This is a genomic window from Streptomyces sp. NPDC020801 (assembly GCF_044334385.1).
Lineage (GTDB): Bacteria > Actinomycetota > Actinomycetes > Streptomycetales > Streptomycetaceae > Streptomyces.
The window spans coordinates 299,444-325,202 of sequence record NZ_JBIRST010000003.1 but is presented as its reverse complement, the minus strand read 5'-3'; the positions used below and the strand labels follow the sequence as shown (position 1 = coordinate 325,202).

Genomic DNA, 25,759 nt, shown 5'->3' with positions numbered 1-25,759 from the left:
CTGCAGAGCGAAACGGGCTCCCGGCGTAAGCAGTGCCTACGACTTCAATGTCCGTACCGGAGCCCTTTCCCACATGACGAGCAGCACCGAGACCACCGCCACCACCCCGCAGGTAGCGGTCAACGACATCGGTAACGAGGAAGCCTTCCTCGCCGCGATCGACGAGACGATCAAGTACTTCAACGACGGCGACATCGTCGACGGCGTCATCGTGAAGGTCGACCGGGACGAGGTCCTGCTCGACATCGGTTACAAGACCGAAGGTGTCATCCCGAGCCGAGAGCTCTCGATCAAGCACGACGTCGACCCCAACGAGGTCGTCGCCGTCGGTGACGAGATCGAGGCCCTTGTCCTCCAGAAGGAGGACAAGGAAGGCCGCCTGATCCTCTCGAAGAAGCGCGCCCAGTACGAGCGTGCCTGGGGCACCATCGAGAAGATCAAGGAAGAGGACGGCATCGTCACCGGTACCGTCATCGAGGTCGTCAAGGGTGGTCTCATCCTCGACATCGGCCTCCGCGGCTTCCTTCCGGCCTCCCTGGTCGAGATGCGCCGGGTCCGCGACCTCCAGCCGTACGTCGGCAAGGAGCTCGAGGCGAAGATCATCGAGCTGGACAAGAACCGCAACAACGTGGTCCTGTCCCGCCGTGCCTGGCTGGAGCAGACCCAGTCCGAGGTCCGCCAGACGTTCCTCACGACCCTGCAGAAGGGTCAGGTCCGTTCCGGTGTGGTCTCCTCGATCGTCAACTTCGGTGCCTTCGTGGACCTGGGTGGCGTCGACGGTCTGGTCCACGTCTCCGAGCTGTCCTGGAAGCACATCGACCACCCCTCCGAGGTCGTCGAGGTCGGCCAGGAGGTCACCGTCGAGGTCCTCGACGTCGACATGGACCGCGAGCGCGTCTCCCTGTCGCTGAAGGCGACCCAGGAAGACCCGTGGCAGCAGTTCGCCCGCACCCACCAGATCGGCCAGGTCGTGCCCGGCAAGGTCACGAAGCTGGTTCCGTTCGGTGCGTTCGTCCGCGTGGACGAGGGCATCGAGGGCCTGGTCCACATCTCCGAGCTGGCCGAGCGCCACGTGGAGATCCCGGAGCAGGTCGTCCAGGTCAACGACGAGATCTTCGTCAAGGTCATCGACATCGACCTCGAGCGCCGTCGCATCAGCCTCTCGCTGAAGCAGGCCAACGAGTCCTTCGGTGCCGACCCGGCCTCGGTCGAGTTCGACCCGACCCTGTACGGCATGGCCGCGTCCTACGACGACCAGGGCAACTACATCTACCCCGAGGGCTTCGACCCGGAGACCAACGACTGGCTCGAGGGCTACGAGACCCAGCGCGAGGCGTGGGAGCACCAGTACGCCGAGGCGCAGCAGCGCTTCGAGCAGCACCAGGCGCAGGTCATCAAGTCCCGCGAGGCGGACGCCGCTGCCGCTGCCGAGGGTGGCGAGGCCGCCGCTCCGGCCGCGTCCGGCGGTTCGTACTCCTCCGAGGGCGGCGACAACTCCGGCGCCCTGGCGTCGGACGAGGCGCTGGCCGCCCTGCGCGAGAAGCTGGCCGGCGGCCAGAGCTGAACGGCTCACCGCTAGGCATCGGCCGGTAACCGCGGGCCCGCACCTTTCGAGGTGCGGGCCCGCAGTCGTGTCCGGCGGTCGTGTCCGGCGGGTGGCCCGGCGGTCGGCCCGGCGGTCGGATCCGAGGGTCCGGGGCTCCCTCGCCGGAGGGGCATCCGTCAGGGCGTCACCGCGATGTTCGTCAGCCCGCTGCCGCCCGTGACCGTGTTGCTGCCGTAGACCGTCGTCCCGCAGCCCGGGCCGTAGTTGGTGACGTCGATCGCGAGCCGGGTCGGACCGGTCGCACCCGTCAATATCGACTTGTTGCCCCGGAACACCGTGCCGCAGCCCCAGCCCGACTGCTGGGTGTGGGTCTGGTAGCCGTCGTTGGTGGTGTTCTTGCCGGTGTTGTTCTCCACCAGGACGCCGTTGCCCTTCACGTCGACCCAGGAGTCGTCGTAGTTGGCGCCCGTGAGCCCGCTGCCGTCGAAGGTGTTGCCGGCGATCCGCGCGCCGGTCGTGCCCTCCTTGATGTCGACGTTCTCTCCGCCGACGCCCGGCCCTATGGTGTTGCCGAGGATCTGGATGTTGTCGCTCCGGTCGGAGAGCGTGTTCGCGGTCCCGACGTACACGCCCTCGCCCATGCCCTGGCCGTCGTTCCCGGTGTCGTAGATCCGCGAGTTCCTGATCACGCCGTCCGTGCTGGAGTTGCGGAAGTGGACGCCCTCCATGTCGAGGTCGTGCACGGTCACACCGTCCACCACGACGCCCTTCGCGGAGTCGATCATGATGCCCTTCTGGCCGCCGGTCACGGTCAGCCCACTGACCGTCCAGTACGACGCGCCGTTAAGGTGCAGGCCGTAGCCGCCGCTTGCGGTGAGTACCGCCCCGGCCGATCCGGTGAGCGTGATCCGGGAGCCGGCGGTGGCTGCCCTGGTCGCCTTGAAGTTGCCGGTGTACGTGCCGTCGGCGAGATGGATCGTGTCGCCGGGCGTGGCCGCCGCCAGGGCCGACTTGAGCTGGGATGACGTGGAGACCTCGATTACCGTGGCGCCGGTGGCACGGGGCGCTGCCGGGGCCGCGGTGGACGCGAGGACGAGCCCGGTGGCGGCCGTGGTCGCGGTGAGCAGGGAGGTGAGCAGCGTACGGCTGTGTCTGCGCATGGGGTGCCTTCCTGGGTCCCGTAGGTCGGCCGCCGCTTATTGTTCCTGTATGTGACCGATGGGTGTAAGTGTGAACGGCGGCTTGCTTCGAGAACCTAGGGGATGGTCATGGGCGCGTCAAGACTGCCCGCATTCCGGAGCCGGACGGGGAATGCCGTCGTCCCGTGCCTCGTTGTGACCTTTGAATACGAGGAGGGGCGGTCACAGTGCTTGATCCGCAGGGTTTGTACGCATGGGAACCGAAGGGACTGGCCGCCGTCGACCTGGCGCTCGCCCAGGAGTCGGCCGGTCTTGTCATGCTCTACCACTTCGACGGATACATCGACGCCGGTGAGACCGGCGACCAGCTCGTCGGCGGGCTCCTCGACTCACTGCCCCACCAGGTCGTGGCGCGCTTCGACCACGACCGGCTCGTCGACTACCGGGCCCGCCGCCCGCTGCTGACCTTCAAGCGCGACCGCTGGACCGAGTACGAGGAGCCCGCCATCGAGGTGCGTGTCGTGCAGGACGCCACGGGCGCGCCGTTCCTGCTGCTGTCCGGTCCCGAGCCGGACGTGGAGTGGGAGCGCTTCGCGGCGGCCGTACGGCAGATCGTGGAGCGGCTCGGCGTGCGACTGTCGGTGAACTTCCACGGCATTCCCATGGGCGTCCCGCACACCCGACCGGTGGGCCTGACCCCGCACGGCAACCGCAGCGACCTCGTGCCGGGCCACCGCAGCCCCTTCGAGGAGGCCCAGGTGCCGGGCAGCGCGGAAGCACTCCTGGAGTACCGCCTGATGGAGGCCGGGCACGACGTGCTGGGCGTGGCCGCGCACGTGCCGCACTACATCGCGCGCTCCCCGTACCCCGACGCCGCCCTCACCGTCCTGGAGGCCATCACCGCGGCCACCGGGCTGGTCCTCCCGGGCCTCGCGCACGCGCTGCGCAACGACGCCCACCGCACGCAGACGGAGATCGACCGGCAGATCCGCGAGGGCGACGAGGAACTCACCTCCCTCGTCCAGGGCCTGGAGCACCAGTACGACGCCGCGGCGGGCGCTCAGACCCGGGGCAACATGCTCGCCGAACCCGTCGAGATCCCCTCGGCGGACGAGATCGGCCGCGAGTTCGAACGCTTCCTGGCGGAGCGGGAGGGCGACAACTGACGCGGGCCGGGCGCGCCGCCGGTGGCAGGACCCCCGGGCGCCAGACGGTCGGGCGCCAGACGGTCGGGCGCCAGGCGGTCGTACACAAGGCCGTCGTGCACAAGGCCCTCGGGGACGGGGTTGCCGGGGACCGGGCCGTCGGACGCGCAGCCGACGGCAGGGCCTAAGCTTCCGCTCATGCTGAAGGTGGGCCTGACCGGCGGGATCGGAGCCGGCAAGAGCGAGGTGTCGCGGCTGCTCGTGGAGTGCGGGGCCGTGCTGATCGACGCCGACCGCATCGCGCGCGAGGTCGTCGCTCCGGGCACGCCCGGCCTCGCGGCGGTCGTCGAGGCCTTCGGCCGTGAGGTGCTCGCCGACGACGGCAGCCTGGACCGGCCCGGACTGGGCTCCATCGTCTTCGCCGACCCCGGCAAGCTCGCCGTCCTGAACTCGATCGTGCACCCGCTGGTGGGCGCACGATCGCGCGAGCTGGAGGAGGCCGCCGCCGAGGACGCCGTCGTGGTCCACGACGTCCCGCTGCTCACCGAGAACGGCCTGGCCCCGCTGTACGACCTCGTGATCGTCGTCGACGCGAGCCCGGAAACCCAGCTCGACCGGCTGGTACGGCTGCGCGGCATGACCGAGGAGGACGCCCGCGCGCGCATGGCCGCCCAGGCCACACGGGACAAGCGCCTGGAAATCGCGGACATCGTCATCGACAACGACGTACCCCTGGAGCGGCTTCAGCGGCGGGTCAGGGAGGTCTGGGCCGAACTCGTCCGCAGGGCCGAGGCCCGCGCCCCGCGCGCGGACTCCCAGGAATAGGGGTGTCCGGACGGGGCGTTGAACCCTTCTAGTAAGGGAAGGACTTTGCCGTGCCCGAAACCAGCGGTTCGACCGGACGTACTCCGGAGACGCATGTCATCGACTTCCGCGCCGCCGAGCAGCTGCTCGCCGCGCGGGATCCGCGGGGCGCGGTGAAGCTGCTCGACCGGGTCATCGCCGCGCACCCGGACAACACGGCCGCCCGACTGCTGCGCGCGCGTGCCTTCTTCGCGGCCGCGCAACTGCGGCCCGCCGAGCTGGAATTCACCATCGTCCTGGAGCGTGAGCCGGACAACGCGTTCGCGCACTTCGCGCTCGCCCGCACCTACGAGCGGCAGGGCCGTCCCGACCAGGCCAAGCGCCACTTCCGGCTGGCCGCCGCACTGGACCCCAACCCCCAATACCTGAAGCGGGCCGAGTTCGACAGCTGAGCGCCCGCCTTCCGCCTTCGGCAGGGTGTGTCGGCCGCCGCCCCGGCCGGCGATGCCGGCGCTACCGATGCCGGCTCTCGGGCGGCAGGTACGGAGGGACGTCGCGTCCCGGCTGATAATGCGGGCCTTGCCGCATGTGCCGGACGATCATCGTGAGGTCGACCGCGATCACCAGCCACAGCACCGCGCAGGCCGCCGCCCATCCGGGCCGTCCGACCAGCACGAACACGACCGTGCCGAAGACCGCCCAGATCAGCCCCCACACACTCAGCCAGAACCGCGCACGCAGAGCACTGCGCGCGGTCGTCGGTTCACTGCCGGTACGCATCGCCGATCACCGTTCCTCCCTGTCACATACCCGTTCGCACGCGCCGATCACACGTACGAGTGAACCGATCGGGGGCGGGAACGGCTTTGGGGAGGCGGACCGTTGGACGGGCATGGAGCGGAAAACGCGTGCGGGGTATCAGGGGACGGGACCGGGGGCGATCACGCCGGACGGCTGCGCGGTGGAGCTGTACTCGCGGTTGCCCGCAGGCACCGAGCCGGACATCATCGCGGCGGCCGTGCCCACGGGCGCGCGCATCCTGGAGCTCGGCTGCGGGGTGGGCCGCGTGACCCACCCGCTGCTGGAGCGGGGATTCACCGTGACGGCGGTGGACGAGTCTCCCGAGATGCTTCGGCGGGTGCGCGGTGCGCGGACCATATGCAGCCCGATCGAGCACCTCGACGCGGGGGAGACCTTCGACGTGGTGATGCTCGCGTCGTTCCTCGTGCACACCGGCGACACAGAGGTACGGCGAGGACTGCTGCGCACCTGCGCACGGCACGTTACGGAGGGCGGCTGCGTGCTGATCCAGCGAGAGGGCGCGGACTACCACACCGATCTGCCGCGCGAGAGAGTCGACCCGGCCGGCTTCACCGTGCGGATCAGGTCGTCCGAGCCGGTCGGGGACGGGGTGAACTCGGTGCGCGCGGAGTACGCGTTCCCGGACGCCACCTGGACACAGACGTTCCTGGCCCGGCCGCTCACGACGGAGCAGTTCGAGGAGGCGCTGGCGGAGGCGGGACTGCGGGTCGACACGTATCTGACCGAGGACGGGGTGTGGGTGAGGGCGGTGCCGATGGACTGAAGGGGACACAGCGAACAGAAGACGCAGGGAACAGAGGACGCAGGGAACGCAGGGAACAGAGGACGCAGGGAACGCAGGGAACAGAGGACGCAGGGAACGCAGGGAACAGAGGACGTAGGGAACAGAGGAATGGAGAACACGGGAAAGGGTCCTGTGAATCTCGCCGGACAGCGATGAGTCGCGCGGCACGGGCCGGTCTACCTCCGCGAAAGCACCACCCGCCGCTTCCCGCAGGAGACCGCCGTGTCCGAGACCACCGCTCCCGTCCCGTCGGTCGCCGCCGACTCCGTCACGTCGGCCGCGCCCTCCCGCGCCCGCCGCGCGGCCCGCGTCGCCCTGCGCGCCGTACAGGTGCTCCTCGCGCTGTTCTACGGGTTCGCGAGCGCTCTGCCCAAGCTCATCGCGCATCCGTCGGCCGTGGAGTCCTTCGACAGGATCGGCTGGGGCAGCGCGGGCATGTACACCATCGGCGCCCTGGAACTGGCCGGAGCCGTCGCGCTTCTGGTCCCGGTGCTGCAGTCGTTGGCGGCGATGGCGCTGAGCGCGCTGATGGTGGGTGCGTTCATCGTCCAGCTCACCGTCTTCGACGGGCAGTACGCGGCGACCCCGCTGATCCTGATCCTGCCGCTCGGCCTCGTCGCCTGGGCACGGCGGGACCACAACGCGGAGTTGCTGCGGCTGGTGCGGCGGCGGGGGTGAGACCGTCCGGCGGTCACCGTCCCCGCGGGGGGCCGCCCAGGCCGCCCGCGTCGCGCAGGCGCTCCAGGTCGCGCAGGCGTTCCAGCTCGCGGCGGTCGCGCTTGGTGGGGCGGCCCGTGCCGCGGTCGCGGATGCCGATGGGGGCGACGGCCTCGCGGGGCGGGGGCGGCGGGGAGTTGTCGACGTAGCACTGGACGGCCACGGGAGCGCCGACGCGCTTGCGGATCAGGCGCTTGACGACGACGACGCGTTCGCGGCCCTCGTGCCGCAGACGCACCTCGTCGCCGGCGCGGACGGAGTGGGCGGGCTTCACGCGCTCCCCGTTCACCCGGACATGCCCGCCCCGGCAGGCGGTGGCTCCGACGGACCGCGTCTTGACCAGGCGCACGGCCCAGATCCAGCTGTCGATCCGTACGTTCTCACCGCTCGCCGGAGCGGCCGCCTCGGCGGCGGCGATGGCGGCGGCGGTCTTGGGATCGACGACGGTTGCCGTCCCATCGGTCCCATCGGTCCTGTCGGCGGGGCCGGCCTCCGACTCCACGGCCGTGGCCCCGGGGCCGACGGCCGTGGCCTGTGGGCCGACCGCCGCGTCTGCCGCCTCGGCGGAGCCGCCGCGTCCGCGTCCGCGCTCGCCGCCGCGTTTGCTCCTGCCCTGGTCACGGTCCATGTCGTCCTCGGAAGCCATGCCATCGACCATAGCCGCCCCCGCCCACCGTTCCGCGCGAATTTCCTCCCTTCCCGGTGGTTCTACGGTGGGGACATGGACATCAGCAGCCTCGCCGCCCTCGACCGGCGGATCGCGGACTGCCGGGCCTGCCCGCGGCTGGTCGCCTGGCGGGAGGAGGTGGCCCGAACCAAGCGGGCCGCGTTCGCCGACTGGACGTACTGGGGCCGGCCGGTGCCGGGCGTCGGGCCGCCGGACGCCCGGCTGCTGATCGTCGGACTCGCCCCGGCCGCGCACGGCGGCAATCGCACCGGCCGCATGTTCACCGGGGACCGTTCCGGTGACGTGCTGTTCCAGGCGCTGCACGAGGTGGGGCTCGCCTCCCAGCCCGTGTCCGTCTCCGCGGACGACGGGCTGGAGCTGTACGGCGTGCGGATCACCTCGCCGGTGCACTGCGCCCCGCCCGTCAACAAGCCCACGCCCGGCGAGCGGGACACCTGCCGGCCCTGGCTGGTCCGGGAGCTGGGACTGCTGCGGCCCACTTTGCGGGCGGTCGTGGCGCTGGGCGCCTTCGGCTGGCAGGCCGCGCTGCCCGCGTTCGCCGAGGCGGGCTGGACGGTGCCCCGCCCCCGCCCCGTCTTCGCCCACGGAACCCGGGTGGCGCTCGACGGCATCGACCTCTTCGGCTGCTTCCACGTCAGCCAGCGCAACACCTTCACCGGCAGGCTCACCCCGGCGATGCTCCGGGAGGTGCTGCGAACGGCGGCGGAGGCGGCGGGGCTGCCGGTGCTGCCCGGACCGCCGGGGCGGCAGCGGTCGCCGCATGGCCACCACGGGGAACGCCACCACGGGAAATAGTGTGACGGGCCGTCGCCGGGCGGTTACGGTGCCCCGATGGGCCTTTATCCGGAGATCGAACCGTACGACCGGGGCATGCTCGATGTCGGTGACGGCAACCGCGTGCACTGGGAGGTCTGCGGCAACCCGGACGGCAAGCCGGCGGTGATGCTGCACGGCGGGCCGGGGTCCGGCTGCACACCCCGCCACCGGCGCTACTGCGACGCGGCCGCGTACCGGATCGTGCTGCTCGACCAGCGGGGCTGCGGGCGTTCGACGCCGCACGCAAGCGCCCACGACACCGACATGAGCGTCAACACGACGGCGCATGTGATGGCCGACCTGGAGCTGCTGCGACGGCACCTCGGGATCGAGCGGTGGCTGGTGTGGGGCGTGTCGTGGGGCTCGGTGCTGGCGCTGCGGTACGCCCAGGCGCACCCGGGCGCCGTCTCGGAGCTGGTGCTGACGGGCGTCGCGACCGGCTCGAACCCCGAGGTGACCCTGCTGACCCACGGCCTGGGGAAGATCTTCCCGGAGGCCTTCGAACGTTTCCTGGCCGAGCTGCCCGGGCACGACCGCCACGGCAACCTGGCGGCCGCGTACAACCGGCTGATCGAGTCGCCCGACCCGGCGGTACGGGGACGGGCCGCGCGTGCCTGGACCGACTGGGAGACGGCGATCACCCCCGCACCGCCGCGCTCCGTCGAACGCTACGAGGACCCGGTGTTCCGCATGGCCTTCGCCCGCACCGTCACCCACTACTTCGGCAACGACCACTTCCTCGGCGAGGGCAACGACGAGGGCGTGGTACTGCGCGACGCGCACCTGCTCAAGGGCATCCCCGGCACCCTCGTCCAGGGCTCTCTCGACCTCGGCAACCTCCTCGGCACCGTCTGGAGGCTCCACCACGCCTGGCCGGACAGCGAGTTGGTGGTCGTCGACCAGGCCGGACACGGTCCGTCCGTGCCCGAGGCGGTGGACGCGCTGGTGGCGGCGACGGACAAGTACTCCGCCAGCTGACTTGACCGACCCAGAACCGACCCCAAGCCGACCCCAAGCCGACCTTCGGGAGCCGACCCATGCCCGCCCTCGCCGGCTCCGGCGACGAGACCTTCCTCGACACCACCGCCGACCGGCTCGCAGCGCTCCCCGGAGTCCGCGCGGTGGCCCTGGGCGGCTCCCGAGCCCAGGGCACCCACACGTCCGGCAGCGACTGGGACCTGGCCGTCTACTACCGTGGCCGCTTCGATCCCGCCGATCTGCGCGCCGTCGGCTGGGAGGGCGAGGTGTCCGAGATCGGCGGATGGGGCGGCGGCGTGTTCAACGGGGGCGCCTGGCTGACCATCGAGGGACGGCGCGCCGACGTGCACTACCGCGATCTCGATGTCGTCGAGCACGAGCTGGCGGAGGCGGAGGCGGGGCGCTTCCGCGTGGAGCCGTTGCTGTTCCATCTCGCGGGAATCCCCAGCTACTTGGTGGTCGCGGAGCTGGCGGTGAACCGAGTGCTGCGCGGAGAGCTCCCACGGCCCGCTGCCTATCCGCCCGAGCTGCGCCGTACCGCTCGCGAACGCTGGTACGGCACTGCCCGCGCCACTGTCTGCTACGCGAAGGCCAACCACGCTCCTGCGGGCCGTGTCACCGAAGTCACCGGCGCCATCGCCACCGTCGCGGCGCAGACCGCGCACGCCGTTCTCGCCGCGCGCGGCGAGTGGGTCACGAACGAGAAGCGGCTCCTGGAGCGGGCGGCCCTGCGGGACGTCGACGACATCGTCACCGCACTGCCCCGCCGGGCGTCCCCGGCCGCGCTGGCCGAGGCCGTCCTCGCCGCCGAGACGCTCTTCGAGGCCCGGATGTCACCCTGACACCGAGGTCGCCCCAAGACGGGGCGCACCTGATTCAGCGGGACTCCGCGTCCCCGGGGTCCGCGTCTCCACCGTCCCGGCACCCGGTGTCCGTGTCCCCGCCGTCTCCGCCGCCCCCGTCCCCGGTGTCCGTGTCACCGCCGTCTCCGCCGTCTCCGCCGTCACCGCCGCCCCCGCCGTCCCCGCGTCCGGAGTCCGCGTGCCCGCCGTCCGCGTGTCCCGGGCCCGGCCGCTGCTGCGAACCGCTCCACCGCAGGCTGACGTCGAGGTGGGCGCCGGTCTTGGCGCCGGCGATGAGCGCGCCCAGTTTGGCGTCCAGGACCACGCCGAAGGTGACCTCCACCTCCTCGGGCCGGTGCGCCAGGGAGCGGAACTCGCCGATGACCTCGGCGGCGGCCGATGTGATCGGCCTGAGCGCCTGGCGCAGGGTCCGCTCCGCGGTCTCCAGGCGGGTGCCGAGGCCGACGGCTCCGGTGCCGGCCCGGGCGGGCGGGGCCACGAGGACGACGGTTCCGTCGGTGAGGGTGAACTGGACTGCGTCCGGCATGGGGCTCCTCGGGGCGGGGCGGGGCGGGGCGGGGCGGGCGGGGCGGGCGGCCTGGGGCGAGGTCTGGAGGCGGGGACGAGTAGGGCGGGGCCGGTGCGGGGTCAAGGGGCGGCGCAGAGCCGGTCCGTGGGGACCGGGGACTTTCCCGACGCCCCCAGCTTGCGCTGGAGCTGGTCGAGTTTGGTGAGGAGTGCCGACGGGTCCGTGCCGCCCTGGGCCGCGTAGGTGAGGACGGCGCGGTAGAAGGCGGCTGAGACGTCCGGCGTCATCGCGTCGGCGGCGCCGAAGCAGAGGGTGTAGCCGGAGCGTGGCCGCAGCATCTCGGCTATCCGCTGCTGGACGCCGCCGTTGCGGTACCGCGTCACCCGGGTGTTGGCGGAGAACGCGTAGCCTCCCGGCTGGTCCACCCAGGACTGCTGGGCTTCGCTGCCCGCGAGGTAGGCGGCGAGCGCGTCGGCGTCGGGGTTGTCCGTGGTGAACTTGCCGACGAAGTCCGCCGAGACCTCGAGCCGGTGCGTCGCGGACGACGGCACGAAGCCGTAACGCCCCTTCTGGACGTCGGCGGCGGGAAAGCCCATCGCGGACAGGGCGCCGTGGGCGAGGGAGCACTTGGGCGGCTTCGCGGTCATGCCGCGGGCGGCCTCGCTGAACATCTGCGTGGAGGCGTTCTTCACGCCGGTGCCGGCCTGGTTGCGCCAGCCGCTCCATGCCTCGCCCACCTGCTTCCAGGGCCGCCCGCCCGAAAGCCACTGCTCGTATGCTCCGGCGCCCTGCTGGGCGAGGACGAGGTCGGCGATCCAGTCGGCGCCCGGCCAGCCGGAGGTCGGGCCGGACTCCAGGCCGAGGCACCAGGCGCCCGGATGCGCCTTCGCGAAGGACTGCAGACCGGCCGGGTCCGGCGCCGGCCCGACCGGCGCCACCCTGAACCAGACCAGGCTCTTGACGTCCACCTTGACCGGAAGTGCGTAGGTCTTGTCTCCCATCCTCGTCAGGCCCTGGAAGGGCTGGAGGAAGCTGTCCGTGGTCCTGCCGAGCGGCTTGAGACCCTTGTCGTGGTCCGCGTAGGTGTAGATCGCTCCCACGCTCGGCAGGATCGCGAGGTCGGGCGGCGCGCCGGCCCCGACCGCGGCGTCGAGTTGCTGGGTCAGGGCTCGGGTGACCTGCACGTTCACATGAACGCCGGTGTCCCGTTCGAAGGTGCGGACCACCGCGTGGAAGGCCGCGAACTCGTCGCCGGACCAGGGAACCATGATCGTCACGCTGCCGCCGCGCCGGTCACCGCCGCACCCGGCCGCGGCCAGGAGCACGGCGAGGGCCAGGACGCAGCGCGCGAGGCGGGGGATCAGCGCTCTCAGGACCGCTCCCGTGGCCGCTGTCATGACCGCGGGAACCGGTACTCGGCGAGCCGGGGGCGGTAGCCCAGCCAGGCGAGGACACCGGCGGCCACGAGGAGGACCAGCGCGAGCGCCGTGGTCAAGGGGTCCGCGAACGGTGTGTGCCCGGTCAGCCGCCCCGCGGCGTACCGGCACAGGACGCTGGTGGTGACGCCGACCGCCGCGGTGATCAGCAGCGCGAGCAACAGACGCGGGCTGACGTAGCGCCGGAAGTGGCGCGCCACCACGGAGGCGGTGGCCAGCACGCAGCCGAGCATGAGGACCGTCGGCCCGACGAGGAGGGACCAGACGTGGGCGGGGTCCAGCCAGTTCGAGTTCTGCTGTCTGCCCAGTGCGTCGCGCTGCTGCCGTTCGAGATCGGCGAGCGAGGTCAGCAGACCGCCCGTGTAGGGGATGTCGTCCTTCGTCTCGCGGTCCCGCTGCCGCGGCGCGGTCAGCGCCTGGCGGGCGGCCTCCAGCCCGGCCGGGCCGCTGCGGTCGTAGTCGCGGACCGCGGTGTTGGCCAGCTGCACACAGGTGGTCAACTGGCCCTGGACGAACTGGATCTGGATCAGCCCCTGCCGCCCGTCCGCGTTGCCCTCGGTGGCCGAGGTGACCAGGGAGTTCACGCGGGCGGTGGCGTTGGCGAACTCCGTGCCCGTGCCGATCAGGGCGACCTCCCCGGTGCCCGCGGCGTTCTTGAGCGCGGTGTTCGCCTTCGCGGCCTCGGCGCGGGCGTCGTCCAGGTTCCGGATGGCCGTGTCGGTGCGCTTGGCGGCGGTTATCTGGCGGCCGGCCTGTGCCGACACCAGCAGGTAGAGCAGGGCGGTGGCGAGCACCATCGCCAGTACGCCCGCCCGGAGCCAGCGCAGCACCGTGGTCGGGTGGACCGCACGCAGCCGCTTCGGCCACCCCGCGGCCGTGTCCGACCAGGACCGCCGGGCCGTCGCGGCCGCGGACCCGGTCACGGGGCGTCCACCGGCGCGTCGTTCGCCGGCCCGTCGCCGAAGCGGTGGCCGCACTCCTCGCAGAACTTGGCGGTGCCCACCGAGGCCGGCGTACCGCAGCGCGAGCAGACTCGCCGCAACGTACCGTCGAGCGAGGGCAGTTCGACCGCGCCGGCAGGTGGTGCGGCGGTTCTGGTCGACTCCAGCCCGAGCCGCTGCATCTGCCCGCGCGAGGCGTCGCGGCGCACCTGCAGCCGCCCGTCGGGACCGGTCACCGACACCGAGCGCAGCAGCCGCAGCCTTGCGGTGTCCCGGAGTTCCTCGGCCAGACCCACCGCGATGCGCAGTTCCCGGTCCGCCCGTTCCCCGTCTCCCCGCTGCTGGGCGTCGGCGCAGGCCCGCATCGCCATGCCGAGCTCGCGCTCGTTCTCCACCCGGGTCAGGTTGGGGGAGCGCGGAATGCCGAACCCGGCCGCGGCCCGCCGCCGTACGACCATGGAACGGGTCTCGGAACACGGCCCGCGCGCTCCGTCCGCGCCCTCCGCGTGCAGGGTGAGGCGGGCGGCGCGCAGGTTCTCGTCGACGGTCAGCGACGCGGGTTCGAAGCGTAAGGACACCTGGTACTGGCGGGCTTCGTCCGGTGACCAGGAGCCGAGCGGCACGTGGGTCTCGCCGTCGTGGGGCTGCCGGGCCGTCAGTTCGGCCTCGACGGGCCGCGTCTGGCGGACGAAGTCCAGCCTGAACCGCTCGTTGAGGCGCAGCCCCAGGTACACCCGGGCCACGACGATGCTCTGCGCCTGCCGCATGAGCCGGGTGAAGTCCTCGGTGAGGTCGGAGATGGTGACGACGGCCTCGGCGCCGCCGTGCAGTGCCTCGGTGATGCGCAGCAGCTCCGCGTAGTTCCAGTCCTCGCCGAGACCGCGGGCGTCGCACACGAACCGGTCGGTGCACGCCGCCAGCACGGCGCCCAGTTGCTCGGGCGTCTCGTGCTCGTCCTTGCCGTCGGTGTAGAGCACCGCGTGGCGCACGCTCCCGGGGGCGGACACGGTGGCGAAGAGCCGGTCGGCGCAGGCCAGCCACTGTCCGATCGCCGTACCGCCCTCGGCCAGCTGGCTCACCACCCGTGCCTTGGCCGTCTCCCGGGCGGCGGCGTCGACGCGGGCGAGGCCGCCGTCGGGCGGGAAGATCACCTCGGCCCTGTGGTTGCCCGAGACGATCCCGAGGTGCGTGCCGTCCCGCAAGGTGTCGATGGCCGCGCACATCGCGCGTTTGGCCTCGTCCAGCTTGCCCCGGCCGGCCATGGACAGCGACCGGTCCATGATGAGGATCTCGGCGGTCGGCGCCTGCGGGGCCGCCTCCCCGGCCGGCCGCGCCCTGACGGTGACGAGCGCGTCCGCGCGTGACGCGTCGTGGGCGAGGTCCGCGGGCGCGTCCAACTCAACGGCAAAACCGAGTCCCAAGGGCGACCTGTCCCCCACCGGCACCACCCTGACCGCGTCGCTGCGTGTCCCTGTGTGTCTTCGTCTTCTCCGGATGCATCCCCTGCGCGCCCGCATCCCCTGCGCGCCCGCATCCCCTGCGTAACGCTTCAGAAGCTTAGCGTGTCCGGTGTTCGTCCGAAACGGGACTGACGGGCTCCGCCGCGCCGCCACGGCCATCGCCCCTGCAGCGGGGGGCGCAGCCGGTTCGCCAGGTCGACCAGTGCGACGTACTCGCGTTCGGTGGCGGCGTGCGCGCCCAGTCCGCGTACCGCCTCCGACAGCCGCAGCCGGTCACGGCTGTGCAGGAACCGCGCGTACTGGATCTCGGCCCGCAGCCCGTCGGCCGAGGCGTCGTCCACGTCGAGGGCGGCAGCCGCCTCGCGGGCCCGCCTCAGGTCCTCCTCGGCCGGCGGGGCGGGAACCGGCTGCGCGAACACCGTGACGAGCAGACGTACGGCGGCGACGCGCGCCTCGCGCTCGTAGCGGAACTCCTGGGCCAGCCGCTCCGCCGTGGCGACCGCCTCCGCGCGCCGGCCGGCCAGCAGGTGCACGCGGGCCAGGCCGAAACCCGCCGCGCCGAGCGCCGGCGTGGTGTCGAAGACCGTGCCGTAGTGGGAGCGGGCGACCTCCAGGTCGTCGCGTTCGCCGCGCAGTTCGGCGCACAGGCCGAGCGCGAGCTGCGGGACCAGTTCACCCGGAAGCGCTCTTCGTACGTCGGTGAAGTGGACGGTGGCTCTTGCGGCGTCCTCGCGTGCGAGCGCGACCAGCCCCGAATACCAGGAGCGCAGCCAGTGCCACTCGGGCAGATCCGCGCGCGTGAGCGCCTGCTCGGCCGCCGCGACGTCGCGTCTGCGCAGTGCGAGCCTGCTCTCGGCCAGCGCGTTCCCGGCCGCGTCGGGCACCGGATCGTCGGGGTCGGAGAGGGGGGCGGGCAGCGCGGCCGCGATGTCGAGGGGCCGCGGCGCGCAGAAGGGGGCGTCCATCGACAGCAGGGCCCCGTCGTCCGGCGTCGCCCGGACCCAGTGGCCGAGCGGGCGCGCGGCGCCGAGGCCGCCGTGCAGCGGGTCCGTCATCGAGCCGAACAACGCCGAGGGCCGGGTCACCTGACGGCCCGTCGGTGAGGCGGCCACGATCTGCCGGACCACCCCGCTGAGCTGCTCCCCGAACTGCCGAGCCGTAACGAATCGCCGCCCCGGCACCGTGGTGTCCGTGGCACGGTCCAGCAGCAGCATCAGCGAGTCCACACCGGGTGCCGCGCGGTCGCTCCGGTGCGCGCGGCACACCTCCCGCAGCGTCATCCCGAGTCCGTACAGGTCGAAGCCGCCGGTGGGCCGTATGTGCTCGGGATCGCCCTCCGGGGGCGCGTACGCCCTGGTGTACGCCACGACCGGACCGGTGTCCTTCTCCCGGGAGCGCACCGCGCCGAAGTCGATGAGCCGGACCCGGTCGAGCGGCCCGGCGGCCCCCTCCTCCCGGTACCGGATGATGTTCAGGGGTTTGACGTCGCAGTGCAGCAGCCCTCTGGCGTGCAGGTAGTCGAGCGCCTGGAGAACGCGGATGCCGTGCGCCAGCAGGGTCTCGAGCCGGTCGCCGTCCCGCGCCGAGAGCGGATCACCCGGCACGTACTCGAGTACCAGGTGCGGTCCCTGGGGCTCGTAGCCCAGGATGCGAACGATGCTGTCGTGCCGCAGGCCCACCAGCACGTCCCGCTCGTGTTCGGCGGTCGTGGCCACCGACCTGTTCAGCGCCTTGAGGACCACGCGCGTCTCCAGGTTGCGGTCGTGCGCGAGATACGCCGCCCCGTAGGCTCCCGAGCCGAGGACGCGCTCGACGGCGTAGCGCCCGGCTATGGTCAGGCCGTGCGGCTGGGCGAAGTCGTACCGGGTGCCGCAGTGGGCGCAGAAGCCCGCGGTCCGGCCCGGTTCGCCGTCCTGACCGCGTCCGACCGGCCGCCCGCAGCCGGGGTTGGGGCAGAAGCGGTGCTCCTCGGCGACGGGCCCCGCCGACTGCGGCGGCGCGTCCGGGAGGCCGGGCACGTGACCGTCACCGGCCAGTTCCAGGCCGTACCAGGGATCGGGGCGCACGGGCGCCACGCCCACGCTCGCACCACCGGCCGGGCCGGACCCGGTACCGGCGGACCCGGTACCGGCGGACCCGGTACCGGCGGTACCGGCACGGTCCGGCGGCAGCGGCTCCCGGTCGCACTCGGTGCAGAACCCGCTCTCGTCGATCTCGCCGCGGCCGCAGTCGGGGCGAGTGCACATCTCCACGGCGTCCACGGCGTCACCCTTCCTCGATCCGGCGGTTGACCTCGTCGGTGTAGCGACCGACCAGCGTGCGGGCGGCGGCGAGATCGATCGGTACGGTCTGCAGCGCACGGGACGCCGGAGCGTGCAGCTCGCCGAGCGTGCGGTCCTCGTCGCCGAAGAAGCGGGCGGCCCGTACGCGGTGCAGCTCCAGGCTCGTGGCGAGGTCCTGATGGGTTCTGACCATGCGCCGCAGGGCGTTGTCGTGGCGTTCGGTCCCGGCACGGGCCCGGACCGCGTCGTCGTGCAGGGCGGCGAGTTCGGGGTTGGGCTCCGTGGTGCGGGCGACGGCGAGCCGGACCCGCAGCCGCGGCGCGGCCGCGTGCGGCAACCGGGGCGCGCCGAAGAACTGCGCGCCCCAGTCCTCGTGCAGCCGGGCCGACGCCTCCTCCGCGGCGGCCAACTGCCCGACCACCGCCTGCGTCTCCGCGGAGGTCACCCGTCTCGGAGTGGCCCCGTGCAGCGGCTCCGGGTCGAGGGACACGTCGTAGGGCAGATCGCCCGGCGGCCGGTCCACGAAGCCCAGCACCAGGCGCATCCCGCGTGACCGGGCGCGCACGGCCAGCGGCCCCAGCAGTTCCCGCACGAGCGCGTCGGGGTCCTGCGCCCGGTCGACGCCGCCCACCACCAGACAGGCGGGCGGCCGGCGGCGCAGCAGCCGGCGCACCACCTCCCTGACCTGGGACCCGGTGCCGAGCCCGAACCGGCCGGCCAGGTAGTCACGCACCTCGGCCACGGAGCGGCCGCGGGCGTCGTAGGCCGCGTCGATGGAACCGAGCCCGAGGACCGTGTCCCCGGGGGCCCCGCTGAGCTCGTCGCCGGAGACGGCCGCCCGGGCCGCCGGATCGGCCGTGCGCACCAGCCGCACCAGCCACGAGGAGCCCACCCCGGTCGTACCGCCGGTTCCCACCACGACGGTGCCCGACCAGCCGCCGTGCAGCAGCCGCGTGAGTTCCTGGGTCAGGGCCAGCCGCAGCGGGTCGCCGAGCACATCGCGGGGCAACTCCCCGCCCGGCGGACCGAGTTCGTCGGTGCGGTCACCGTCGGTGAACTCCCTGATCCGCGGCAGATACGTCAGCACCGTCTCCGTCGGCAGCATCCAGGCCGCCCTGGCGTCACCGTTGACGTAGTCGGCCACCACCATCCCGATGACGCGGTCCCTGAACTCGCCGTCCCGCGCCACCACTCCGGCGCCCGAATAGCCCTTCTCGATCCACGGATCGCCCACGCGCAACTGCCGCAGCAGACCCCACTCGCCCTCACGGCCGCCGGCGCCCGCCAGTTCGGCGTCCGTCCAGATGCCGTACGGCTCGACCTGCGGGAAGCCGTACACGCCCACCCGGCCCCCGGAGATCGGCACCTTCCACAGGGTGGTCCGGGTGCCGCACGGCGCGGGCTCGTCCAGTTCGAGCAGGGCCACGTCGCCCCTCCGGGTGCCCTCCTCGTGCACCCACGACTCCGGCGGCACGCAGGCGGTGGCCGTCCACTCGGGGCGGCACGCCACGCTGGTGATCCGCACCCGGGCCGCCGTGCCCCCGGGGGCGGCCCCGGCGTAGCGGACGACGTGTGCGCAGGTCAGAACATGCCGGTCGTCGAGCAGCACCCCGGCACCGCAGGGCGTTCCCCGCTCGTCGTCCACCCTCACCCGCCACGGGTCTTCCCTGTGGTGATGCAGCCCCATGGCTCCACGGTATGGCAACGGCCGCCTCATGAGCCCGAGTTGTCGTCGGCGGACCCTTCCGGGAACAGCCGGGAAGGAGGTGGGGGAAGTCCGGGGAGTCTTCCCGGCGGATCGTCACCCGCCGGAAACACGGCCGTCCCCTTCCTTCCCTTTTCTTCCACTTCCCTCCACTTCCCTCCACTTCCTTCCACATGCGCGATCTACGGTGGGCAGCACACCACACCCCACAGCCCGGCCACCGTCGCCCGAAGGCCTCCCCGCCCTCGTCCGGACAGGAGCCCTGTGTCCCGCCGCACCACCTGTGACCCGGCCCGTACCGAGGTCCCTTTCCCCGCCCGCGCCTTGCCTCATACGTCGAACCCGTCCCGCATCTCGGCCCTCACCGCGACCCGTACCTCGGCCCGCGCTTCCGTGCGCGTCACCGTCGGCGCCGCGCCGCCGTGGCTCGCCCACGCGCTGCGCGCCCAGCGCGGGCCCGTTCCCCGGAGCGCGGTGGTGCGCGGCGCGCTGGCCGCCGGGCCCCTGCTGCTCGCCGCCGTGGCATCCGGCCGCACCTCTCCCGGCGTCCTCGCCGCCATCGCCGCCATGCTCGCCGGCATCAACGACCGGCCCGGCAGCCGGCGCGCCTCGATCCGGCGGATCGGGGTGCCGGCCCTGGCCGGGGCGCTCGGGCTGGCCGTCGGGACGTACGGCGGCCAGTGGCCGCCCGCCGTACCACTGACGCTGGCGCTCACCCTGCTCGGGCTGGTCGCCGGGAGCCTCAGCGCCGCCGGGCCCGTCGCCTCCGGAGCCGGTACGCAACTGCTCGTCACCGCCGCCGTGGGCGCGGGGATGCCGCTGCCCGAGTCCGGCTGGCAGCGGGCGCTCGCCTTCCTCGCCGGAGCCGGGTGGCTGCTCGGGCTGCGGCTGGCGCTGCCCACGCCGGGCGCGCCGGCCGGGGACTTCCGGTTCGACGGGGAGCGGCACGCGGTCGCGGGGGTGTGCGACGCGGTCGCCGACCTTCTCGATGCCGCCGGGACCCACCTGGCCACCGCGCGCCGCGCCGCACTCACCGCCGCCCTCGACCACGCCCAGGACTCCCTCGACGGGCCGCGGCTGCGGCGCCCGCGAGCTCCGCGGCCGAACGCCGGCTGCATGCGCAGTACGCCGCCGCGCTGCCGCTCGCCGAGGCGGCGACGGCGCTGGCCTGGGCCGGGGACGCGGTCGCCGGGCGCGCCTGGGCCGGGGACGCGGTCGCCGGGCGCGCCTGCGCCGCGCCCCGGCGCCTGGCCGCCGCCGTGCGTGGCGGCACGCCCACCGGTCCGCTGCCCGCGCCCGGCCGTTCCGAACCGGCGCTGCGCGCCCTCGACGACGCCCTGCTCCGGGCGGCGGAGGTCTTCGGCGGGGCCGGAACCGAGGACCACCCGCACGTGCGGCGCGCTCGGGTGCCGTGCGCGATGAGCCGCCCGCCGGCTTCCGTACCGGCCGGCAGGCGCTGCACACCCGTTCGTGGACCGCCGCGGAGTTGCTGCGGCACGCGGAGGGAACGGACCGGATCGCCGTCACCCTGGAGCGCCTCGTCGACACGACCACCGCCTGCGCCGTCCACCTCGACCACACAGGCCGGCTCACCCCGCGGCACACCGAGCTCCTCGCCGAGCTCCTCGGCGAGCTCCTCGGCGAGCTGGAGCGTGGGCGCGAACAGGCCGCGTCGCGACCACGGGAGAGTGAACACGAGGTGTGCGCGAGTTGACGCGCAAAGTGATCAACTGAGCCGAAAGTGTGAGGTGGAACCCACTTTTGGCGTGGAACACGTGTCAAGTACGTCTCAGTACCGTCACCGCCCGAGGCGTTCACCCCATGCTTGGCGTTTAACTCTACGAGTACAGCGCTACATGGAGGTGCAGGGTGAACGGGCGAACGGTGCTCGAGCGCTTTCCCGCCGGCGGACCGCGCGGGTCGTGGCCGGCGGAGGAGTTCGCGCATGCGCGGCGTCTGGAAGGCCTGCCCGCCGAGGTCGTGATGGATCTCGCCACGGACACCTTCCTGGTGATCGTCCGGGGCGGCGAGGCCGGCGGTGACGCGACCGCCTGACCCACGCGCGCGTGAAGTCGTGAAGCTGCCGTCCGACCCGTGCCGTCGGCCCGGCCTGCGCCCGACCTGTGCCGTCGCCCCGGCCCTGGGCGTCAGCCCGGCCCGGGGCGCCAGCCCGGCCTGTACCGTCAGCCCGCCTCCGGGGCGGGCACCTTCGCCGTGCACCGCTCGGCCGGCGCCTTCGCCGTGAACTGCTCCGCCTGCAGCGCGTACAGCTCCGCGTAGAGGCCGCCGGTGGCCAGCAGCTCGTCCGGTGGGCCGGACTCCACGAGCCGGCCCTGGTCGAGTACGTGCACCAGATCGGCGTGGCGCACGGACGCCAGCCGGTGGGTGATCAGAACGACCGTCTGGCCGCCGTCGGCCAGCCGCCGGATCCGCTCGAAGACCTCCAGCTCGGCGCGGGCGTCCAGCGCGGCCGTCGGCTCGTCGACGATCAGGATGCGGCCGCGCCGGTAGGCGGCCCGCGCGATGCCCAGCCGCTGCCACTGGCCGCCGGACATCTCGTGCCCGCCGCTGAAGTTGCGCGCCAGCAGGGTGTCCAGGCCCCGCGGCAGGTCCGCGACCACCTCCTCCGCGCCCGCGTCGGCGACCGCGGCGGCCAGCCGTTCCTCGGTGAGCGGCGCCGAGGAACGGCCCACCGCCACGTTGACCCGGGCCGTGAACGGCCAGCGCTTGAAGTCCTGCGCCACCATCGCGATGCGCTCCGCGAGCGCGTGCCGGTCGGCCGTCGCCGCGTCCACGCCGTCCCACAGAATGCGGCCCCGGTCCGGGGTGTACAGGCCGGCCAGCAGCTTGACCAGGGTCGTCTTTCCGGAGCCGTTCTCGCCGACCAGCGCCACGATCCGCCCGAGCGGGATGGTCAGGGTGACGTCGTCGAGGGCCGGGCGCGCCGCCTCGCCCGGGTAGCCGAACGTGACGTTCTCGAAGCGGATCTCGCGCGGGTTCTCCGGTAGCGGCTGCCCGCCGACCGGGATCGCCCGCTCGGCCGCCTCGGCGTACAGACGCTGCAGATCGCCCACGAAGAGGGCCTCCTCGTGCAGCTGGTTGACCTCCAGGACGAGGGTGTCCAGGCTCGCGGAACCGGTGCGGATCGCGATCACCGCCGTACCGGCCACGGACAGCGCCATCGCCCCGGCCAGCAGCAGAGCGCCGAGCGTCGCATACGTCGCCACGGTCGCCAGCCCCGTCCAGGTCGCCGCGAACAGACCCGTACGGGCCGCCAGCCGGGCCAGCCGGGCCTGCTCCGCCTCCGCGGTCTCCGACATCGCCCGGTAGTGGCGCAGCAGGAACGGGGCCACACCGTGCAAGCGGATCTCCGGCGCGGCCGCCGGCTCGGTGAGCAGCCCGCTGAGCAGGTGTCCCGCGCGGGCGTGCTGCACCCAGGTGTGGAAGGACTCGTAACGGCGCCGCGCGTTGGTCAGCGCGCTCCACGCGCTCGGCAGCGTCATGGTCGCCAGCAGCGGCAGCAGCACCGGATGCAGCACGGTCAGTACACCCGCCGCCGCGACCAGCGAGATCATCGCGTTCACCACACGCGTGCCGTACATGATCATCCGGCGGGCGGAGGCTGCGCCGTACTGCGCGGTGTCCAGCAGCTTGTGGAACGCGTGGTCCTCGATCGCGGCCAGTTCCACCGCCGCCGCCCGCTCCAGGTACAGCTCGGTGGCCACCCGCTCCACCTTGGGCTCCAGCCGCCCGGTCGCGTATGTCGACGCGGCTCGCAGCAGCGCGCCGGCCAGCATCACCGCCGCCATGGTGACCAGCGCGGGGACGGCGCCGCGCAGCCGGTCGTGCAGCGTGCCGCCGTTGATCAGACGGCCCAGCACGCTGTTCACCGCGAGCAGGCTCACCGCCTGTGCGACGCCCCGGACCGCCTCGGCGGCCAGCACGGTGCGGGTGGCCTGCCGGTCGGCCTGCCGGGCGAGCCGGAAACTGGAGGCGAGCAGGCCGGGCAGCCGGCGCAGCATGCCCCGGAAGTTCAGCTCCAGGAAGGCGTCGTGGTGCTGGCTCCAGCCGGTGTCGTAGCGCAGTGGGCCGCCGAAGAGCAGTCGCTCCGACTCCGACACCTCGGGCCCCGTCGCCTCGTTTCCGGACCCGTGTCTCATCCTCACCGACGGCCTCCCCCGATCGTCCGACGAACGGTCACTATCGCCGGGCGGGATCCCGCGGGGCAGGGCGCACGGCCGGCCGGGCGAAGCGCGCGGGCGCGCGGTGGGGGACGGGAGGGAAGGAGAACGTGGGCCGGTGACTCACGCGCTGATCGTGCGGGACCACGCCGGGGTCGTCCCGGTCACCCGGCACAGCGCCAGGTACAGGGGGATCGGCGGGGTGTACGGCACCGCTCCCTCCGGGCGGTGGACGAGGCCGGGGAGCGGGGCCCGCGGGGCGCCGGGGAGCACTGCGCCGGTGGCGTAGTGCGCGGGGGCGGGCCATCTGAGGGCGTAGTCGGAGTCGGCGGGGACGATCCACCACCAGTGCGCCTCGTCGGCGTAGACGCACCCCACACGGGGCAGCCGGGGCATCAGCAGGGGGCCGAAGTGCGCGGGCACCACCACCGCGTCGCAGCCCAGCGGGGCCGTCATTCCCTCGGGCAGGGACAGCCGCCGGGTGGTGCCGAACGCGCCGGGCCGGCCGGGCGTGCGCAGGCCGCGGCCCAGGCGTACGAGCGTGTCCAGACTGATCACCTGACCGGTGCCGGAGACACCGCTCACTGCCATACGGCCCCCGTTCCCTGGTGCGCCTGCGGATCGCCCTGGTCGGTGGGGTGCGGGTGCGGAGTGCCGGCGCTGCCGTGGTGCGGGTGCAAGTGCGGGTGCGGGTGCGGAGTGCCGGTGTTGCCGTGGAGGGCGTGCAGGATGCCCGCGTCGCCGTGGTGCGCCTGCTGGGTGCCTGTGTCGCTGCGGTGCGCCTGGTGCCCGACCGCGACCGCGGCCCGGTGGTGGGCCTGCGTGGCGTCCTCGTCGCTCGGCGCGCGGGGCGGTCCCGGCTTCGGGCGGGCGCCCCAGCCCAGGTCGCCCCTGGCCTCGTACGGGTCCTGCTGTCCGTCACGGGCCTTGTGCGAGCCCGGCCGGTCGTCGTATTCGTGGGTCCCGTACGGCTCCCGTCGGTCGTTCGCCACCCCGTGCGCGTTGCGAGGGGCGGCGGCCCCGCGGGCGAGCTCGGCCCACACCACCAGCCCCGGGCCGTCCTCCTGCGCGCCCCAGGCGCGGCAGAGGGCGTCGACGAGGAGCAGTCCCCTCCCGTGCTCCTCCTCGGGTCGCTGAGGGGACGGGTGCGGCTCACCCGGTGCGCATCCCTCGTCATGCACGGCTATGCGGACCAGCTCGCCGCCGTCGCGCAGCTCGCAGACGACACGGCTGCTCGCGGTGTGCACGATGGCGTTGGTGACCAGCTCGGAGACGACCAGGGCCGCGGTGTCGCAGGTGTCCTCGCACACCGCCCAGCCGGTCAGCCGGGCCCGGGCCAGGCGTCTGGCCTGTGCGGGAGAACCGGGGTGCGCGGCCAGTTCGAAGCGGAACTTGCGCTCGGCAACGGCCCCGCCGGGGCCCGCTCCCGTGGTGGCACCGGGGCCGACGAGGCCCGCGGCGGCGTCTGTTCCTAAGGGCGGGGACGGAATCACGCTTGCCACTATCGCCCCGGCGTGAACACTTGGCAAGTGTCACTGTGAAAAATGCAGAGTGCTGTGTGACGCGGTGAGAGGCCGTGGCACACTGCTCGCAACAGCACGTCGCGCGGCGCCAGTTGGGATCGCCGAGGATCCGCCGGGTCTTCGAATAGGTCTTCGAATGGCGCCGCAGGGCTGTGCAGGACCGTGTGTGACCGTGCAGGACCGTCAGGGTGCCTCGTGGGTGCGGTATCCGTGCCGGAGCAGGACTTCTTGTCGTAGCAGCACCCTTGTTGGAGGTGGGAGCGTGAGCGAGCCGCGGTCCGCGCCGACCGTCGGGCAGGTCGTGCTCGGCCGGCGCCTGCTCGACCTCCGGGAACGCGCGGGACTCAAGCGCGAGGAGGCCGCCCGCATCCTGCGTGTCGCCCCCGCCACGGTCCGCCGCATGGAGATGGCCGAGGTCGCCTTCAAAATCCCCTACCTCCAGCTGCTGCTGAAGGCGTACGGCGTCTGTGACGACGAGGCCGACGCCTTCGTGCAACTGGCCGAGGACGCCAACCGCCCGGGCTGGTGGCAGCGGTTCCACGACATCCTGCCGGGCTGGTTCTCGATGTACGTCAGCCTGGAGGGCGCCGCCGCCCTCATCCGGTCCTACGAGCCCCACTTCGTGCCCGGACTGCTGCAGACCGAGGACTACGCGCGCGGGGTGCTCCGGTCCGGTGCCATCGGTCAGACCAGCCCCGAGGACATCGAGCGGCATGTCGCGCTGCGCATGGAACGCCAGGAACTGCTCACCCGTCCCGACGCCCCCAGGTTCTGGGCGGTGCTGGACGAGACCGTACTCCGCCGCCCGGTCGGCGGCCCGGAGGTGATGCGTGCTCAGATCGGCAGACTGCTCGAGGCCACGAAGCTGCCCAACGTGACGCTGCAGGTCGCCCGGTTCTCCTCGGGGCCGCACCCCGGCACGTACGGGCCCTTCGTGCTGTTCCGATTCGCCATGCCCGAACTGCCGGACATGGTCTACAGCGAGTACCTGACCGGCGCCGTCTACCTGGACGCGCGCAGCGAGGTGGCGGCCCACCTCGAGGTCATGGACCGCATGGCGGCGAAGGCCGCTACGGCACATCGCACGAAGGAGATCCTCCGGGATCTCCGCAAGGAGCTGTGAATGGATCGCATCACGTCCCAGCCCAAGCCGCACCTCCGCGGCGAGCGGATCTACAACGGCATGCCCGCGCGGGAGCTGGGCAGCGAGGGCTGGCACAAACCGTGGAGCGGTGGCAACGGAGGCAACTGCCTGGAGGCGATGAAGCTGGCCGACGGCCGGATCGCGGTGCGCCAGTCCACCGACCCGGACGGACCGGCCCTCATCTACACGACCGACGAGATGACCGCCTTCATCGAGGGCGCGAAGGCGGGGGAGGCCGACTTCCTCCTGTCCTGAACGCGGTTCCTTTTCATTGGCT

Annotated in this window: 25 protein-coding genes and 1 pseudogene; 14 read left to right on the top strand and 12 right to left on the bottom strand. The window is 72.9% G+C overall.

All coding sequences use genetic code 11. The features are described 5' to 3' along the window. The first annotated feature begins 73 nt into the window (after positions 1 to 73). Positions 74 to 1,564: a 30S ribosomal protein S1 gene (gene rpsA / locus ACH4UM_RS08900; RefSeq protein ID WP_398175573.1), complete on the top strand. Its 1,491-nt coding sequence runs from the start codon at positions 74 to 76 to the stop codon at positions 1,562 to 1,564. A gap of 158 nt (positions 1,565 to 1,722) precedes the next feature. Here rpsA and ACH4UM_RS08895 read toward each other — a convergent pair whose 3' ends face one another. Next, the gene (locus ACH4UM_RS08895) at positions 1,723 to 2,706 is read right to left on the bottom strand and encodes a right-handed parallel beta-helix repeat-containing protein (protein WP_398175571.1); all 984 of its coding nucleotides are present in this window, start codon (positions 2,704 to 2,706) and stop codon (positions 1,723 to 1,725) included. Between the two features lie 206 nt (positions 2,707 to 2,912). Between ACH4UM_RS08895 and ACH4UM_RS08890 the strand changes: the two genes are divergently transcribed. The 3 genes from ACH4UM_RS08890 (at position 2,913) to ACH4UM_RS08880 (ending at position 5,086) form a co-directional block, all read left to right on the top strand. Next, on the top strand, positions 2,913 to 3,851 hold the full coding sequence (locus ACH4UM_RS08890; protein WP_398175569.1) for a PAC2 family protein: 939 nt from the start codon (positions 2,913 to 2,915) through the stop codon (positions 3,849 to 3,851). A gap of 177 nt (positions 3,852 to 4,028) precedes the next feature. Next, on the top strand, positions 4,029 to 4,655 hold the full coding sequence (gene coaE, locus ACH4UM_RS08885) for a dephospho-CoA kinase (protein ID WP_398175567.1): 627 nt from the start codon (positions 4,029 to 4,031) through the stop codon (positions 4,653 to 4,655). Positions 4,656 to 4,705: 50 nt separating this feature from the next. After that, positions 4,706 to 5,086, top strand: coding sequence for a tetratricopeptide repeat protein (locus ACH4UM_RS08880; RefSeq protein ID WP_398175565.1), 381 nt, complete (start codon positions 4,706 to 4,708; stop codon positions 5,084 to 5,086). Positions 5,087 to 5,147: 61 nt separating this feature from the next. Here ACH4UM_RS08880 and ACH4UM_RS08875 read toward each other — a convergent pair whose 3' ends face one another. Then, a complete protein-coding gene (locus ACH4UM_RS08875) occupies positions 5,148 to 5,414 on the bottom strand; it encodes a DUF6343 family protein (RefSeq protein ID WP_398175563.1) in 267 nt (88 codons plus the stop codon). A 112-nt stretch (positions 5,415 to 5,526) separates the two neighbouring features. On the opposite strand from ACH4UM_RS08875, the gene ACH4UM_RS08870 reads away from it, so the two are divergent. Together ACH4UM_RS08870 and ACH4UM_RS08865 are read left to right on the top strand one after the other, a co-directional pair. After that, a complete protein-coding gene (locus ACH4UM_RS08870) occupies positions 5,527 to 6,219 on the top strand; it encodes a class I SAM-dependent methyltransferase (protein ID WP_398175561.1) in 693 nt (230 codons plus the stop codon). 243 nt (positions 6,220 to 6,462) lie between these two features. Beyond that, positions 6,463 to 6,918: a DoxX family protein gene (locus ACH4UM_RS08865; RefSeq protein ID WP_398175559.1), complete on the top strand. Its 456-nt coding sequence runs from the start codon at positions 6,463 to 6,465 to the stop codon at positions 6,916 to 6,918. Positions 6,919 to 6,931: 13 nt separating this feature from the next. Here the strand turns inward: ACH4UM_RS08865 and ACH4UM_RS08860 are convergent, their stop codons facing one another. Then, positions 6,932 to 7,459 carry an RNA-binding S4 domain-containing protein gene (locus ACH4UM_RS08860; protein WP_398175915.1) on the bottom strand — a complete coding sequence of 176 codons (528 nt, stop codon included), beginning with the start codon at positions 7,457 to 7,459 and terminating at the stop codon, positions 6,932 to 6,934. 219 nt (positions 7,460 to 7,678) lie between these two features. On the opposite strand from ACH4UM_RS08860, the gene ACH4UM_RS08855 reads away from it, so the two are divergent. The 3 genes from ACH4UM_RS08855 to ACH4UM_RS08845 are packed head-to-tail and all read left to right on the top strand — an operon-like array spanning position 7,679 to position 10,281. Beyond that, positions 7,679 to 8,440, top strand: a complete 762-nt coding sequence (locus tag ACH4UM_RS08855) for a uracil-DNA glycosylase (RefSeq protein WP_398175557.1) — start codon at positions 7,679 to 7,681, stop codon at positions 8,438 to 8,440. Positions 8,441 to 8,476: 36 nt separating this feature from the next. After that, on the top strand, positions 8,477 to 9,439 hold the full coding sequence (gene pip / locus ACH4UM_RS08850) for a prolyl aminopeptidase (protein WP_398175555.1): 963 nt from the start codon (positions 8,477 to 8,479) through the stop codon (positions 9,437 to 9,439). 59 nt (positions 9,440 to 9,498) lie between these two features. Continuing rightward, complete coding sequence (locus tag ACH4UM_RS08845) at positions 9,499 to 10,281, top strand: nucleotidyltransferase family protein (protein WP_398175553.1); 783 nt, start codon at positions 9,499 to 9,501, stop codon at positions 10,279 to 10,281. Positions 10,282 to 10,315: 34 nt separating this feature from the next. Here the strand turns inward: ACH4UM_RS08845 and ACH4UM_RS08840 are convergent, their stop codons facing one another. The 6 genes from ACH4UM_RS08840 to ACH4UM_RS08815 form a co-directional block, all read right to left on the bottom strand. Then, positions 10,316 to 10,828, bottom strand: coding sequence for a CU044_2847 family protein (locus tag ACH4UM_RS08840; protein ID WP_398175551.1), 513 nt, complete (start codon positions 10,826 to 10,828; stop codon positions 10,316 to 10,318). 101 nt (positions 10,829 to 10,929) lie between these two features. Further along, positions 10,930 to 12,207, bottom strand: a complete 1,278-nt coding sequence (locus ACH4UM_RS08835; RefSeq protein WP_398175549.1) for a hypothetical protein — start codon at positions 12,205 to 12,207, stop codon at positions 10,930 to 10,932. Further along, entirely contained in the window at positions 12,204 to 13,169 is a 966-nt protein-coding gene (locus ACH4UM_RS08830; protein WP_398175547.1) for a hypothetical protein, read from the bottom strand. The genes ACH4UM_RS08835 and ACH4UM_RS08830 overlap by 4 nt, the downstream gene beginning before the upstream one ends. Continuing rightward, positions 13,166 to 14,608, bottom strand: a complete 1,443-nt coding sequence (locus tag ACH4UM_RS08825; protein WP_398175545.1) for a VWA domain-containing protein — start codon at positions 14,606 to 14,608, stop codon at positions 13,166 to 13,168. The genes ACH4UM_RS08830 and ACH4UM_RS08825 overlap by 4 nt, the downstream gene beginning before the upstream one ends. A 128-nt stretch (positions 14,609 to 14,736) precedes the next feature. Beyond that, positions 14,737 to 16,908 carry a tetratricopeptide repeat protein gene (locus ACH4UM_RS08820; RefSeq protein ID WP_398175543.1) on the bottom strand — a complete coding sequence of 724 codons (2,172 nt, stop codon included), beginning with the start codon at positions 16,906 to 16,908 and terminating at the stop codon, positions 14,737 to 14,739. Positions 16,909 to 16,912: 4 nt separating this feature from the next. Then, positions 16,913 to 18,616 (bottom strand): serine protease, encoded by a 1,704-nt coding sequence (locus ACH4UM_RS08815; RefSeq protein WP_398175541.1) that lies wholly within the window; start codon positions 18,614 to 18,616, stop codon positions 16,913 to 16,915. Positions 18,617 to 19,072: 456 nt separating this feature from the next. On the opposite strand from ACH4UM_RS08815, the pseudogene ACH4UM_RS08810 reads away from it, so the two are divergent. The 3 genes and pseudogenes from ACH4UM_RS08810 to ACH4UM_RS08800 form a co-directional block, all read left to right on the top strand. Further along, a pseudogene (locus ACH4UM_RS08810) lies at positions 19,073 to 20,034 on the top strand (FUSC family protein); the annotation flags it as partial. A gap of 11 nt (positions 20,035 to 20,045) precedes the next feature. After that, positions 20,046 to 20,348 (top strand): hypothetical protein, encoded by a 303-nt coding sequence (locus ACH4UM_RS08805; protein WP_398175947.1) that lies wholly within the window; start codon positions 20,046 to 20,048, stop codon positions 20,346 to 20,348. A gap of 155 nt (positions 20,349 to 20,503) precedes the next feature. Beyond that, positions 20,504 to 20,689, top strand: coding sequence for a hypothetical protein (locus ACH4UM_RS08800; RefSeq protein ID WP_159024888.1), 186 nt, complete (start codon positions 20,504 to 20,506; stop codon positions 20,687 to 20,689). A gap of 128 nt (positions 20,690 to 20,817) precedes the next feature. On the opposite strand, the gene ACH4UM_RS08795 is transcribed toward ACH4UM_RS08800, so the two are convergent. The 3 genes from ACH4UM_RS08795 to ACH4UM_RS08785 all read right to left on the bottom strand — a co-directional run bounded on the left by ACH4UM_RS08795 (position 20,818) and on the right by ACH4UM_RS08785 (position 24,308). Next, positions 20,818 to 22,794: an ABC transporter ATP-binding protein gene (locus ACH4UM_RS08795; protein WP_398175539.1), complete on the bottom strand. Its 1,977-nt coding sequence runs from the start codon at positions 22,792 to 22,794 to the stop codon at positions 20,818 to 20,820. A gap of 144 nt (positions 22,795 to 22,938) precedes the next feature. Next, entirely contained in the window at positions 22,939 to 23,406 is a 468-nt protein-coding gene (locus ACH4UM_RS08790; RefSeq protein WP_398175537.1) for a hypothetical protein, read from the bottom strand. Further along, positions 23,397 to 24,308, bottom strand: a complete 912-nt coding sequence (locus tag ACH4UM_RS08785; protein ID WP_398175535.1) for an ATP-binding protein — start codon at positions 24,306 to 24,308, stop codon at positions 23,397 to 23,399. Before ACH4UM_RS08785 ends, ACH4UM_RS08790 begins: the two co-directional genes overlap by 10 nt. A gap of 292 nt (positions 24,309 to 24,600) precedes the next feature. Here ACH4UM_RS08785 and ACH4UM_RS08780 point away from each other — a divergent pair, with 292 nt between their 5' ends. Both ACH4UM_RS08780 and ACH4UM_RS08775 read left to right on the top strand, forming a co-directional pair. Continuing rightward, positions 24,601 to 25,461 carry a helix-turn-helix domain-containing protein gene (locus tag ACH4UM_RS08780; protein WP_398175533.1) on the top strand — a complete coding sequence of 287 codons (861 nt, stop codon included), beginning with the start codon at positions 24,601 to 24,603 and terminating at the stop codon, positions 25,459 to 25,461. After that, positions 25,462 to 25,737 (top strand): DUF397 domain-containing protein, encoded by a 276-nt coding sequence (locus tag ACH4UM_RS08775; protein ID WP_398175531.1) that lies wholly within the window; start codon positions 25,462 to 25,464, stop codon positions 25,735 to 25,737. It begins immediately after the preceding gene. The last annotated feature ends 22 nt before the right edge of the window (positions 25,738 to 25,759 follow it).

Bases quoted from the DNA above. Each gene is read 5' to 3' on its own strand.
- ACH4UM_RS08790 (WP_398175537.1), bottom strand. From the start codon at position 23,406: ATGGCAGTGAGCGGTGTCTCCGGCACCGGTCAGGTGATCAGTCTGGAC.
- ACH4UM_RS08840 (WP_398175551.1), bottom strand. From the start codon at position 10,828: ATGCCGGACGCAGTCCAGTTCACCCTCACCGACGGAACCGTCGTCCTC.
- coaE (WP_398175567.1), top strand. From the start codon at position 4,029: ATGCTGAAGGTGGGCCTGACCGGCGGGATCGGAGCCGGCAAGAGCGAG.
- rpsA (WP_398175573.1), top strand. From the start codon at position 74: ATGACGAGCAGCACCGAGACCACCGCCACCACCCCGCAGGTAGCGGTC.
- ACH4UM_RS08775 (WP_398175531.1), top strand. From the start codon at position 25,462: ATGGATCGCATCACGTCCCAGCCCAAGCCGCACCTCCGCGGCGAGCGG.
- ACH4UM_RS08870 (WP_398175561.1), top strand. From the start codon at position 5,527: ATGGAGCGGAAAACGCGTGCGGGGTATCAGGGGACGGGACCGGGGGCG.
- ACH4UM_RS08895 (WP_398175571.1), bottom strand. From the start codon at position 2,706: ATGCGCAGACACAGCCGTACGCTGCTCACCTCCCTGCTCACCGCGACC.
- ACH4UM_RS08875 (WP_398175563.1), bottom strand. From the start codon at position 5,414: ATGCGTACCGGCAGTGAACCGACGACCGCGCGCAGTGCTCTGCGTGCG.
- ACH4UM_RS08845 (WP_398175553.1), top strand. From the start codon at position 9,499: ATGCCCGCCCTCGCCGGCTCCGGCGACGAGACCTTCCTCGACACCACC.
- pip (WP_398175555.1), top strand. From the start codon at position 8,477: ATGGGCCTTTATCCGGAGATCGAACCGTACGACCGGGGCATGCTCGAT.
- ACH4UM_RS08815 (WP_398175541.1), bottom strand. From the start codon at position 18,616: ATGGGGCTGCATCACCACAGGGAAGACCCGTGGCGGGTGAGGGTGGAC.
- ACH4UM_RS08795 (WP_398175539.1), bottom strand. From the start codon at position 22,794: ATGAGACACGGGTCCGGAAACGAGGCGACGGGGCCCGAGGTGTCGGAG.
- ACH4UM_RS08835 (WP_398175549.1), bottom strand. From the start codon at position 12,207: ATGACAGCGGCCACGGGAGCGGTCCTGAGAGCGCTGATCCCCCGCCTC.
- ACH4UM_RS08855 (WP_398175557.1), top strand. From the start codon at position 7,679: ATGGACATCAGCAGCCTCGCCGCCCTCGACCGGCGGATCGCGGACTGC.